A 12,854-nucleotide genomic window follows, 5' to 3' on the forward strand; every position below is an offset into this window, starting at 1 on the left:
CGCTATTTCTTTCAACTTTTTTGGAGAATTCGATGAACGGGATACATGACCTGGGCGGTATGCATGGTATGGGCGCCGTCATTACTGAAGAAAACGAGCCTCCCTTCCATCACGAATGGGAACGGCGCACATTTTCGCTTTTTGCCTCTCTGTTTGTTGGTGGTCACTTCAATGTTGATATGTTCCGGCACGCCATTGAGCGCATGACCCCGGCGCACTATCTCGAAGAAAGCTACTACGAACACTGGATGCATGCTTTCGAGACGCTTCTGCTGGAGAGGGGCGTTATTACCGCCGATGAGCTTGCCGGCGCGGTTAAGCCGCGGTCAGCATCGCCGGAAACGCCGGTGCTGCGGCAGGATATGGTGCAGGCGGTTGTCAGTACCGGGGGTTGCGCACGGGTAGATATTGATGTACCGGCCAGCTTCCAGCCTGGCGACCGCGTCAGAGCAAAAAATATCAATCCTGCGGGGCATACCCGCCTGCCGCGCTATGTCCGCGGTAAGATCGGCACGATTGTGATTGATCATGGGGTCTTTATCACCCCGGATACGGCTGCTCACGATCTGGGCGATCATCCTCAGCACGTTTACAGCGTGAGCTTTTACGCGACTGAGCTGTGGGGCGATAAAGCACCGCCTAAAGACACGGTGCGAATCGACCTGTGGGACGACTATCTGGAGGCGCTATGAGTACAGAAATCCGGATAGCCTCCGATGCTACCGCCGCGGATAACGCCCCATTTGAACATCCGTGGCAGGCGCAGATTTTTTCGCTGATTGTCTACCTCCATCAGGTCGGGCAGTTCAGCTGGAAAGCGTGGGTTGATGTTTTCAGCGAGGAAATAAAAGCCAGTCCATTGCGGGAGGGGGAAAGCATTAACGATGCCTATTACCGGCAGTGGGTCTCCGCCGCAGAAAAAATGCTGTTCTCCCTGGAACTGACAGGAAAGGAAGATATGACCCGGCGAACCGATGAATGGCGCCAGGCTTATCTGAATACCCCGCACGGGATGCCGGTTGCACTGATCAGCGCGACCTGCGCGCCGGCGCATAATCACCACCACCCGGCACTTCGTGTCCCCGTGGCGGTCAGCCCGGCATCCGCCGGTCTGAAACCCTGAATATTATTCACAGTCAGATAGAAGGAAGAAAAATGGACCATACCGTTAATGACATTCAAGTCAAGCAGGCACCCATCCCGCTTAATGCCATCCTGCCGTGGATTACATTTATCACGCTGATGGTGATGCTGTCCGTCTATTTTATCGGGGCGGAGCAAGGGGCAACTGCCGTTTTCTCCGGCAATCAGGTACACGAATACTTCCATGATGCCCGGCATCTGCTGGGATTCCCCTGCCACTGAGGACAAAATCATGACGGGAAAACTTCTGTTACAGGGGATGATGGCGGGGATACTCGCTGGCATTATCGCCTTCAGCTTTGCCCACGTCTTCGGCGAGCCGCAGGTCGATCGCGCGATATCATTTGAAGAAGCCCTTTCCCATAAGCAGGTGGGTGAGGAGGGCGGGCATCACCACGAGGGAGAAGCCGATGGTGAAGCGTTTAGCCGGAAGACGCAGTCCGGTGCCGGTCTGCTGAGCGGGATGATCCTGTTCAGCGCGGCGATGGGCGGCGCGCTGGCTCTGGTCTGGTCGCTGTGCTGGCAACGAACCGGACCGCGCCAGGCAAGAGCGCTGGCGCTGTCATTGTCGTTGGGCGGGTTTCTGATCATGAGCATGATGCCGGGGCTGAAATATCCTCCTAATCCCCCTGCCGTGGGTGATCCTTCAACGATTGGCTATCGGACCGCGCTCTACTTCAGCATGCTGTTGGTTTCCGCTGTGATTGTGGTGACTGCTGCCTGGAGTGCCCATCATCTCAGACCGCGGCTGGGGAGCTGGAACGCTGCGCTGTGGGGAGGGTTGGCAGGGCTGGCGATGCTGATTACCGCCTGCATGCTGATGCCCGCAGTGAATGAGATCCCGGAGGTCTTTTCCGCCGATCTGCTGTGGCGTTTTCGCCTGAGCGCTTTCGGCACTCAGCTGACAATGTGGTGCGTAACGGGGCTGCTGTTTGGTACCTTTGCCGAAAGGACGCTGCGCAAGCCGAGGCATCGTGACCTGGCGGAAGGATGCTGATGGCATGACCTCAGTGATCCAGCTGATTTGCCAGGGTGAAACCCTGGCAAACAGGAACTCGCGCTTCCCGTTTGACGATCCCCTTACCGAAACTTCCCTGAACCAGGTCCGCGAGCTCAGGCAGCGCTTTGGGCCATTCAGTCAAATCTGGACCGCCCCGGAGCTGGCAGCACGGCAGACTACGCGTGAGCTGGGCCTGCGTGGCGAGTCAGTTCCGGAACTTGCTGAACCCGGATATGGCCGCTGGGCAGGGAGCCCGATTAAAAAGGTTGTTGAGCAAGATTATGGGGAATTTCAGCGCTGGCTTTCCGGGGAAGCTCCGCCGGGAGGGGAAAGCATTGCGCAAGTTATGGACCGCGCGGGAACATGGTTGTCTGTTAGAGCGGCTGATCGAGGGGGGCAGGGCGCGATTGTTTCCTCTGCAGTTATTCGTGCGATAGTTATTCAGCTGCTCAATGCGCCCGTTAGCGCCTTTCAACTGATTGATATTCAACCATTAAGCGTGACGATGCTGCGCAGTAATGGAAAACGATGGCATCTGGCCTGTCTGGGAAAATAAATGGATGGATGAGTCCTGAAACGGTCCATGTTTAACAGAAGTAGCCAGGCAAATTGTTGATTATGGTGCCCTTCGTCATCGCAGATACTCATTGCTCGGAATGTAGCTGCACAGTAGTTCATCTTCTAACAATAGCCGAAATATTTACTCAAATGCCTTTTCTTTACTGTCGGCATTTCAACGCCAAATTCCTATCCTTCAACGACACCATACCCTGCATCCGAATTCAGCATTCATGAAACAATTACAAAAAGCCAAAGACGAATTTCCCCGCCTGAAAAAGGGTAATCATTTACCCATACTCAAATGAAACAGGCACTGTCACCTGAGTGACGAATGCGGCCTAACCGGTCGCTGTACGGTTACCCCCGCCTGCCTGGTGGGGTACCGTTTTCCTGATAGTGACGAGACAAGAGCGCCGGTCACGGCGTTTAGATTTCTGTTATCAGCAACATGATCTTAAGCATACCGCTAGATGGAAATGTCAGTAACAGACATTCAAAAAAATAAATTATTTATTTAAATCAAATTGTTATTTTTTTTTGTTCACATGGGCAGAAAATGAGTAATGCTTTTTTGTGAACTCAGACACAAATCTCATTTCCTTAGGTTGCGCGATATGTATAGCTCGGAGTAACGTTCAATCAAGTTGAGCATGGTTGTACATAGACAAGTATGAATGTCACTTGCCATGTTCCTTAATTATCGACACAGATTACGAGGCAAAGCGTTATGTCCTTGAATACCAGACTAGAACCAGAACTTATCATACTGAATGAAGCTCCTCAGAACAGAAACACCCTGTTTAACTCGATCAGTAAATTACTACTATCCAAAAATTTTGTAGAACCGAGCTATCCAGACGCACTGATTGCCCGGGAAGAAAATCATCCGACGGCCATGCAACTCGAAAAGATGGGGGTCGCAATCCCGCATGTCGATGTGGAGCATATCCGCGAAGAAAAACTCGTCGTTGTTACCTGTCCTGAAGGGATCGTATTTAATCAGGCTGAAGATCCAGATAATACCATGAAGGTCAATGTTATTTTCTTTTTACTTCTAAAGGAAAAGGATGCACATCTTGAATTCCTGATGAAGCTTATTGGACTTTTTCAGCGCAGCAATGAGATGGATAAAATCCTTTGGGCGAGTTCAAAGGATGAAGTTATGGATATTTTGACAGAAAGTCTTTATTAGGCAATTAGTACCGGTTCTTATTACCTCGTTATTCTTATTACTATATTGGAGTCTGAAATGAACAAAAAAATCATCTTCGCCTGTACCAGTGGTATTGCGACTTCTGCAGTTGCAACTGAGAAAGTTGTTCAGTACTGCAAAAGCCAGGGAATTAATGTGGAACCAATCCAGTCAAATATTGGCACTATTAATAAACAGGATGGCATGGCTGACTTAATTATTGTGACTTCAGCTGTTAAGACTGAACTGCAGACGCCAGTTCTGAACGGTCTTCCTCTTCTTACTGGTTTTGGTGAAGAAGAATTACTGGAAAAAATCGTAGCCATCCTTAAACAATAAAGGTGAGCGTGATGGATAAAGTCTTTTCCGCCGTCCAGTTTATTCTGGGACTCGGGCCTACGATCATGTTGCCGATAATCATTTTTATTATGGCAATGTGTCTTCAGACCGGCTTCAGTCGCGCACTGCGTTCGGCTCTGACCATCGGCATGGGTTTTATCGGTATATTTCTGGTCTTTGGTTTGCTGGTTGATACTCTTGGCCCTGCAGCAAAAGAAATGGTCAGTCACACCGGTATTGATTTACCTGTTGTTGATCTGGGCTGGACACCGCTGGCAGCAATCGCCTGGGCTTCTCAGGTGGCACCATTTGTCGTGCCAATGACCATTGGTATTAACGTACTTATGCTTACCCTTAACTGGACCAAAACCGTCGATATTGATGTCTGGAACTTCTGGCATTTCTCAATGGTCGGCGCGATGGTCTATGGGGTGACGGGCAATTTCTTTTTTGGACTACTGATTGCCGGCATCACAGCGGCCATTACTTTTGTGATGGCTGACTGGTGTGCCCCTATGATCCAGAAGTATTTCAACCTGCCAGGCATCTCATTACCAACGCTGTCTGCAGTTATTTTCTTCCCGATTGGTGTTCTGGGGAACATGGTGCTCGATAAAATTCCGGGCATTAACAAACTGAATGCGGATCCGGACCAAATCCAGAAACGCTTCGGTGTCTTTGGCGAACCGATGATGTTAGGGGTGATTTTAGGGGCGGGTATTGGTCTGCTGGCGGAATATGATCTTAAAGGTGTGTTAAACCTGGCGATGAGCCTCGGAGCGGTCATGCTGATTATGCCTCGTATGGTTAAATTGCTGATGGAAGGTTTGCTGCCACTATCTGATGCTGTTCGTAGTTTCCTGAAGAAGCGCTACCCCGATCGCCATGACCTGTACATCGGTCTGGATATCGCGGTCGCGGTAGGCCATCCTTCCGTCCTGTCCACCGCTCTGCTGCTTATTCCTGTCGGTGTGCTTCTGGCGGTTGTTCTTCCAGGCAACAGACTGTTGCCGCTTGGTGACCTTGCAAACATTTGGGTTCCGATCTCTATGGTTGTACTGGCCTGTCGCGGGAATATTGTCAGAGCATTTCTCATCGGTATTCCTTGTCTGGCGGTGAACTTGTATGTGGCGTCGGCGGCGGCTCCTATCCTGACCAAAATTGCCCGGGACATGAATTTCCCGCTGAAAACAGATGGTGAGATTTCCAGCCTGCTCGATGGCGGTAATCCGTATCGTTTCTGGGCAGTTAAAGTGTTTGAAGGAAATACTATCGCTCTGATTCTTATTCCTGTCATCTTCCTGCTGTGCCTGTGGCTCTATCGTGTCACTAAAAAACAGCTTAAAGCAGAAGAAGCAGCAGAAAATAATGAAGCATCCGCGGGTGACATTCCGCTAGCAAAATAATTCTGTCCATTTTGAAGCAGAAGGATCTGCTTCAGAATAAAACAAACGTTGTCCCTTGCAAATAAAAGGGGAGAGTGATGTATACGATCGGAATCGATGTTGGCACGACAAATTGTAAGGTGTGTTTGTTCGCAATTCCTTCACTGGAATTGATTAATCAGTACAGTTTCAGAACACCGAAAATTGTGGATGGGGAAAATACTGATTTTGATGTTCGCCTCATTTGGGAAGGTATACTACATGGCCTTAAAACAATAACAAACACCTTGGATGATTCTGGCAATATCATTGCACTGGCGGTCGCCAGTGTGGGGGAGGCTGGGGTCCTGCTTGATGGTAATGATAATGTCATTGGTCCGACATTAACCTGGTATGACACCCGGCCTACCCAGCAGTTGGAAAGCATTATTTCTGCAATGGATGTAGAACATATCTATGAGATAACTGGTATCCCTGCGCATTCAAATTACAGTATAAATAAAATTAAGTGGCTGTATGACAATGTCAGCCATGCCCGGGAAGGTCGAAAATGGCTATGTCTGGCGGAATATATTGCCTTTAAATTATCCGGTGTGAAGCGCTCAGAATATTCTCTGGCATCACGGACGATGGTATTAAATATCGCTGAGATGGACTGGGATAAACAGCTCATCACTACCGCTGAGCTTTCACCCTCTTTATTCAGTCCGCTTGTTCAGGCTGGAGTAGCAATTGGTAATGTCACATCTGAGGTTTCTGATCTGACCGGGTTGTCGACGGAAAGCCGTGTCGCTATCGCAGGGCATGATCATATGTGCGGCTCTGTGGCTGTCGGGTTGAGCAGAGAAGATCAGATCCTTAACTCCACAGGAACGACAGAGGGACTGCTGGTCGTGACCGAAGCGGTCAATAATACCGGACGTTTCTTTCGTGCTCGGGTTTCAAATGGCGTGCATGTGCTTCCGGGTCTCCATTCCCTGTATGCCTCACTACCTTCTGCCGGGTATGCAATCGAATGGTTCAGAAATCTCTTTGAGCTCGATATGCCTGCGTTCCTGCGAATGGTGGAAACGCTGCGCAACGAGCAGGATTTGGTTATGGCCGGAACCCTTGACGGTATTTTCATTCCGCATTTGCGTGGCAGCGGTCCGCCGGATAGAAATACCTGCTCCCGGGCATTGATTTACGGTCTTGATGATAAGTCACGGCCAGAAGATGTACTACGTTTTGTATTCCAGGGGCTGTGTTTTGAACTTAAAAACTTGCTGGATTTGTATGAAGAGCTGACAGGGAAAAAATATCCCATCGTGAATGTCATTGGTGCGGCCTGCAAAAACCCTTACTGGTTGCAGCTCAAAGCCAATATTCTTAACCGGGAAATTGTGGCCTGCAATGTCGATGAGGCTGTCAGCAAAGGCGCGGCCATACTGGCGGCGAAAGCCGCAGGTATAGATGTGGAATCCCTCCCAGGAACAACTGAAGAAAAGACCCTGAGTTATCTACCCGAAAGTGATGCGGTTGCTCACTATCAGGCGATTTACACTCAGGTCTACAAGCCGCTTTATGAATCCAAGATGCGCACTGAGCGTCTTTGCTATGGAGTTAACTAATGAAAGCCAGTGTTTACTACAGCAAAAATGATATTCGTTATGAAGATGTCGAGGTGCCAGAAATTGGCGACAGCGATATGCTTATTAAAATGCATTCCTGTGGCCTGTGCGGAACTGACATCCATAAGGCGCAACATCAGACGGTTACCGGTCCGGTTATTCTCGGGCACGAAGTCTCGGGTGAAGTCGTGAAAGTAGGTAAAGATGTTACCCGCTACCGGGTTGGTGAGCGCGTGGTGACGGCAATCCACGTACCGTGTTTTAACTGCCATTACTGTGACAGAGGCTTTTTTACTCTGTGTGACCAGTTCAAGAAAACGAACCTCGAACCTGGTGGTTTCAGTGAGTTTATTCGCATTCCGCGCCTGCATGTTGAACATCTGACGCACCGTATTATTGACACTCTCGACTGGGATCGCGCAGCAATGATCGAGCCTGTCGCCTGCTGTCTGCATGGTCTGAAATCAGCCAATATTCATGCAAAAGATACTGTGCTGGTACTGGGTTCCGGAACTATCGGTCTGGTCAGTGCACAACTGGCTGCGCTGAAAGGGGCTTCAACCGTTATCGTTTCCGACTATTCCCGTTTCAAACGTGAACTGGCACTGAAGATCGGTATCACCCACGCGATCGACCCGGCAAATGAAGATGTTGAAACCCGCGTGGCGGAAATCACTCAGGGTAAAGGTCCGGATGTGGTGATTATTGCCGCGGGTGTCTCGTCACTGGTTTCACAGGCAGTGAATGTTGTCCGCCGTGGTGGTCGGGTGGTTGTGTTCTCGCCATTTGACAAAAATCCGGTGGTCGAAATTGATGCTGGACGCCTGTTCCGCGATGAAATTTCTATCGTTGGTACCTACTCACTCACGCCATATGACATGAAAGAAGCGATTGAAATCGTGGAAAAAGACAAAATCAACACCCGGGATATGATCACACATACCTGGTCCCTTTCGCGTATAGGGGAAGCGATCGAGTTTGCGGCCAATCCTGAAAATGACGTACTGAAAATTATCATTAAAGCAGATGCTTAATCGCAGAAGCCCCCATTATCTGAGGTGGGGGCCAGATGATTCGACGCAATCTTTTTAATTGATGAATTGAGTGTTGGGCTGAAACTGTGAAGTTGATCATATAGTTAATTTTTAAAAAACTCTGTATTATCATAACTTGTTCATACTTGTATACAGACGATCTAACTAGGAGCAGCACAACATGAGTACCATACTGAAAGACTCAGAAATTCCTTTATATATGCAGGTTTCCGAATGGATCCGCGAAAATATTTATAAAGGGGAGCTCGGTAAAGGTGACCGTATTCCCTCCGAGAATCAGATTATGGACTTACTGCATGTCAGCAGGGGAACCGTGAAGAAAGGTGTCACCATGCTGGTGAATGAAGGCTTGTTGATTCAGGTTCAGGGAAAGGGGACTTTCGTCAAGAAAGAGAATATCTCTTACTCCCTTGGAGAGGGACTGCTATCTTTTGCCGAATCACTTGAAAGTCAGCATTTGTCATTCACGACTGAGGTTATTGAGTCATATACAGAGAAAGCCTCAAAAAGTGTTGCGGCAAAACTACGGATAGAACCAGGCGCACCGATTCTTTATCTCAAACGTGTGCGCAGCGTGGATGGTGAAAGGGTTATGTTAATTGAAAACAGAATTAATATTTCGCTATGTCCAGGAATTGTTGATGTTGATTTCAATAAGCAAAATCTGTTTCCGACAGTGGAAGCACTGACAGGGCAAAAAATCGTTTATTCAGAAAGCCGCTACGCAGCAAAAATTGTCGGCAGTGAACGTGGGCACTATTTGGAAGTTAATGAAGAAGCTCCGGTTCTTCATCTTGAACAACTGGTTTTTCTTGAGAATCATATGCCATTTGATTTAGGTAATGTCTGGTTAAAATCAGATAAATATTATTTAGGTACTGTACTTCAACGAAGAAAGAGGTAAATATCATGCCATTAGTAAACGGTAATATCCTGCTCGATCGTATTCGTGAAAAGCGTGTTCTGGCTGGGGCATTTAATACCACTAACCTGGAAACCACCATTTCTATCCTGGACGCCATTGAGCGTTCAGGGTTACCTAACTTTATTCAGATTGCACCGACAAATGCGAAACTTTCGGGTTATGACTACATCTATGAAATCGTGAGAAAACGCGCTGCTACCATGGATGTTCCGGTCAGTCTTCACCTTGACCATGGTAAAGAGCTGAATGATGTCAAGCAGGCTGTCCGGGCGGGGTTTACCTCTGTCATGATTGACGGAGCCGAGCTGCCGTATGAAGAAAATATTGCGTTTACTAAAGAAGCTGTCGATTTCTGCAAGTCATTCGGCGTTCCCGTCGAAGCCGAGCTCGGTGCTATTCTGGGTAAAGAAGACGATCATGTCAGTGAAGCGGACTGTAAAACGGATGTTAATCAGGTCCGTCGCTTTGTAGAAGAGACCGGATGTAGCATGCTTGCCGTTTCCGTCGGTAATGTTCATGGTCTGGAAGATATTCCCCGCATTGATATTCCGTTACTGCAGAAAATTGCCAAAGTCTGTCCGTGTCCGCTGGTTATTCATGGCGGCTCCGGAATTAATGAAGACATCATCCGCAGTTTTGTCAAATATAATGTCGTTAAGGTTAATATTGCCAGCGATCTGCGTAAGGCATTTATTTCGACTGTGGGGCAGGCCTGGACGCAAAATAATAACGAAGCCAATCTAGCCAGGGTAATGTCAGGTGCGAAAGCAGCAGTGGAAGCGGATGTCTACAGTAAAATACTGATGATGAACCGCACATCCTGATAACAAGATAACTTTAAATTCAGCGATCAGATTGGAAGTAAAAATGATTCGAGAGAATATTCGTGTTACTAACAGCACGGGGCTGCACGCACGTCCGGCAGCCACCTTTGTCAAAACACTGAAGAAATATGAATCTTCTGTGACGCTCGTAAATAACGGGAAGGAGACGGTAATTAAAGGGTTGATGAGTGTTTTAGGCGCTGGAGTTAAAGGAAAGTCCAATGTTGAAATTATCTGCGAGGGGCCGGACGAACAGGCTCTGATGGATGAAATAAAAGGGTTATTTGCCAGCGGTTTTGGTGAGAAAGAAGAATAACACCTTTTATTTACGGGAAAGTCTTATACACCTGACTGGTCTATATTCATCCCTGAACGGGAGGTAATACTGTGGCTCAAAAATGGTTACAACGGATCCTACTTGTCAATGATGATGGTATTGACGCGCCGGGTATTAAATTGCTTGAGGGTGTTGCAGAACAGCTTGCAGATGAAGTCTGGGTTATTGCGCCTGCAACCGATAAAAGCGGCGTGGCCAACTCCGTCAGCCTGAGGGAGCCTGTCCGTGTGGATCAACGTGGAGAACGCCGGTTTGCAGTACATGGTACACCTGCAGATTGTGTCACGGTGGCAGTCCGGCAACTGATGAAAGAACAGCCCCCGCAGCTGTTACTGTCGGGTATTAACAATGGCTCCAATATCGGTTTTGAAACCGTGCTTTCCGGTACGGTAGGCGCGGCCATCACAGGCCTCCTGTTTGGTGTTCCGTCGGTCGCACTGAGTCAGGACAAACGACCTGAGGATTTAGTTAACTGGCGTACCGCAGAAGCCTTTTGCCTGCCCGTACTGGACACGTTAATCAGTCGGGGATTGCTGGCGGACCGCTGTTTGAGTATTAATTTCCCTGACCTGCCCGCCGAAAAGATCAGAGGAATTAAAGCCACGCGCCAGGGTATCGGCAAAGTGAAAGGGTTACAGGTCGTTCCCACGACAGATCCACACGGAGAAAATTATTTCTGGATCCGGGTGGAGCATGGGGTCACTGCATTTCCTGAACACAGTGAGGCCAGGGCGGTTTCTGAAGGATATATCTCTGTCACGCCTTTAATGTTTGAAAGAACGGCCATGGAAAGCTGGCACCAGCTTTCCGATATCCTGAATTCGCCGCACTAGCCCTTGACATGGCAGGTACGTTTGTCGCCCTGGGAGGGGCGACATTTTTTCACATTCATGTGTTTAACCTTGGTACCGATGAGTGAGGTCACGATGAAGGCACTAAATTTGTATGGCATACAGGATGTCCGCTATGAAGAGGTGCGGAGACCTGAAGTTGAAAAAGAAAATGATGTTCTGATTAAAGTGCATACGGCGGGTATATGTGGTTCAGATATATCGCGCTTTGGTAAAATAGGGTCATACAACCCCGGTCTGACCTGGGGACATGAGTTTTCCGGTACCGTGGAGAGCACGGGGAGTGGGGTGATATCGCTCAGGAAAGGCGATCGTGTCACAGCCTGTAACTGCTTTCCCTGCTTCCACTGTGATTACTGTCGACAGGGAACTTATGCCCGGTGTACGGATCTGAAGGTGCTTGGGGGGCATGTCAGCGGTGCTTTTGCTGAATATATTCGGATGCCGGCCGAGAATGTCCTCAAATTACCCGACTCGATGGACTTTGCGACAGCAAGTTTTATAGAGCCATCAAGTGTGGTTGTACATGGCATGCGGCAGGTCGATATCAAGCCAGGTAGCAGTGTGGCTGTTGTCGGTTGCGGCACCATTGGCTTACTTGCTGTTCAATGGGCAAAAATCTGCGGCGCGGGAGACGTGTTCGCATTTGACACTGACGAGTCTAAACTTGCGGTCGCGGCGAAAACCGGGGCGACGGCAACATTCTGCGTTAAAGATGACAACCATTTAGCCCGATTCCAGGAAACCACCAATAATGCCGGTGTTGATATCGTCTTTGAGTCATCCGGGAATGCGGCCGGGATAGGCTCATCCCTGCTTCTGGCGGCGAAAGGCGGAACGGTGTTACTGCTGGGTATCCCTTACGGTGACGTTGCTTTACCCCGGCTGAATTTTGAAAAAATTGTGCGTAATGAACTGAAAGTCGTAGGTTCATGGAATTCTATCTCCGCGCCGTTTCCGGGAAAAGAGTGGCAGACGTCCATCCATTACCTCAGTACCGGGCAGATTGATGTCTCCCCATTAATTACAAAACGGGTGTTACTGGAAGATGTTCCGTCGGTTTTGCCGGTGCTTTATAATCGGGAAGAGTTTTTCGTTAAGATCCTGATCAACGTCGAAGCGTTATCCTGAGGGTCGTGTGGAAGATTGTATTTCTCATCATCACTCATGTCTTACATGGGGCAACATGAAATCGTTGCATGAACTTATCATTCTGAATCATTTTTATTACTGCTTTCTTCTGGCAACTAAACTCAGAAAATGCAATCTTCCCTCTGTTAATGGTGTCAACTAAAAAATATTTATGAAGTAGTAGCTTCCACTGCCCAGAAAAATGCAGTTTGACAAACTGGCCTATGATGAAACCCCGTAGTTGTTTGAAAGCCTTTCGGATAAGGGGATGACCTTTCAGGAGTTCGAGTTTAATATAGCATTGATCTATCGTCGTTCTCTGTTGATGATTAAGGAAGATGAAGAGAAGTTTTTATATACTGCTAATAAATAGCACCGTCTTATTATAATAAGACATCGAGGAGCCGCTAATATGAATATAAGGAAAAACCGCTTAAGGTTACTTAAGCGGTTTTCTGCTATCAATTATCAATCCTAAACTACCGCTATGGAGGTGGCGAT

At 48.3% G+C, this 12,854-nt stretch carries 15 protein-coding genes; all 15 read left to right on the top strand.

Going from position 1 to position 12,854, the window contains the following annotated elements; translation table 11 throughout:
- Window positions 1-32 precede the first annotated feature (32 nt).
- Entirely contained in the window at window positions 33-692 is a 660-nt protein-coding gene (gene nthB / locus GO007_RS15880; RefSeq protein WP_095101532.1) for a nitrile hydratase subunit beta, read from the top strand.
- Window positions 689-1,123, top strand: a complete 435-nt coding sequence (locus GO007_RS15885) for a nitrile hydratase accessory protein (RefSeq protein WP_095101534.1) — start codon at window positions 689-691, stop codon at window positions 1,121-1,123. The genes nthB and GO007_RS15885 overlap by 4 nt, the downstream gene beginning before the upstream one ends.
- Before the next feature lie 32 nt (window positions 1,124-1,155).
- Complete coding sequence (locus GO007_RS15890; RefSeq protein WP_095101536.1) at window positions 1,156-1,365, top strand: CbtB domain-containing protein; 210 nt, start codon at window positions 1,156-1,158, stop codon at window positions 1,363-1,365.
- Between the two features lie 10 nt (window positions 1,366-1,375).
- Window positions 1,376-2,140, top strand: coding sequence for a CbtA family protein (locus tag GO007_RS15895; RefSeq protein ID WP_095101538.1), 765 nt, complete (start codon window positions 1,376-1,378; stop codon window positions 2,138-2,140).
- 4 nt (window positions 2,141-2,144) lie between these two features.
- Window positions 2,145-2,699: a histidine phosphatase family protein gene (locus GO007_RS15900; protein ID WP_095101540.1), complete on the top strand. Its 555-nt coding sequence runs from the start codon at window positions 2,145-2,147 to the stop codon at window positions 2,697-2,699.
- A 732-nt stretch (window positions 2,700-3,431) separates the two neighbouring features.
- Window positions 3,432-3,896 carry a PTS sugar transporter subunit IIA gene (locus tag GO007_RS15905; protein ID WP_095101542.1) on the top strand — a complete coding sequence of 155 codons (465 nt, stop codon included), beginning with the start codon at window positions 3,432-3,434 and terminating at the stop codon, window positions 3,894-3,896.
- A gap of 57 nt (window positions 3,897-3,953) precedes the next feature.
- On the top strand, window positions 3,954-4,235 hold the full coding sequence (locus GO007_RS15910) for a PTS sugar transporter subunit IIB (protein WP_095101544.1): 282 nt from the start codon (window positions 3,954-3,956) through the stop codon (window positions 4,233-4,235).
- An 11-nt stretch (window positions 4,236-4,246) separates the two neighbouring features.
- A complete protein-coding gene (locus GO007_RS15915; protein ID WP_095101546.1) occupies window positions 4,247-5,641 on the top strand; it encodes a PTS galactitol transporter subunit IIC in 1,395 nt (464 codons plus the stop codon).
- A gap of 77 nt (window positions 5,642-5,718) precedes the next feature.
- The gene (locus tag GO007_RS15920; RefSeq protein ID WP_095101548.1) at window positions 5,719-7,230 is read left to right on the top strand and encodes an FGGY-family carbohydrate kinase; all 1,512 of its coding nucleotides are present in this window, start codon (window positions 5,719-5,721) and stop codon (window positions 7,228-7,230) included.
- Window positions 7,230-8,264, top strand: a complete 1,035-nt coding sequence (locus GO007_RS15925) for a zinc-binding dehydrogenase (RefSeq protein WP_095101550.1) — start codon at window positions 7,230-7,232, stop codon at window positions 8,262-8,264. The genes GO007_RS15920 and GO007_RS15925 overlap by 1 nt, the downstream gene beginning before the upstream one ends.
- Window positions 8,265-8,445: 181 nt before the next feature.
- Window positions 8,446-9,189, top strand: coding sequence for a GntR family transcriptional regulator (locus GO007_RS15930; RefSeq protein WP_095101552.1), 744 nt, complete (start codon window positions 8,446-8,448; stop codon window positions 9,187-9,189).
- Window positions 9,190-9,194: 5 nt separating this feature from the next.
- Entirely contained in the window at window positions 9,195-10,034 is an 840-nt protein-coding gene (locus GO007_RS15935) for a class II aldolase (protein ID WP_095101554.1), read from the top strand.
- 43 nt (window positions 10,035-10,077) lie between these two features.
- The gene (locus GO007_RS15940; RefSeq protein WP_095101556.1) at window positions 10,078-10,350 is read left to right on the top strand and encodes an HPr family phosphocarrier protein; all 273 of its coding nucleotides are present in this window, start codon (window positions 10,078-10,080) and stop codon (window positions 10,348-10,350) included.
- A 71-nt stretch (window positions 10,351-10,421) separates the two neighbouring features.
- Window positions 10,422-11,204 (top strand): 5'/3'-nucleotidase SurE, encoded by a 783-nt coding sequence (gene surE, locus GO007_RS15945; protein ID WP_095101558.1) that lies wholly within the window; start codon window positions 10,422-10,424, stop codon window positions 11,202-11,204.
- A 93-nt stretch (window positions 11,205-11,297) separates the two neighbouring features.
- On the top strand, window positions 11,298-12,353 hold the full coding sequence (locus tag GO007_RS15950) for a galactitol-1-phosphate 5-dehydrogenase (RefSeq protein WP_095102264.1): 1,056 nt from the start codon (window positions 11,298-11,300) through the stop codon (window positions 12,351-12,353).
- Window positions 12,354-12,854: the final 501 nt, after the last annotated feature.

This window comes from Klebsiella sp. 10-1, assembly GCF_009758445.1.
Classification (GTDB): domain Bacteria; phylum Pseudomonadota; class Gammaproteobacteria; order Enterobacterales; family Enterobacteriaceae; genus Klebsiella; species Klebsiella scottii.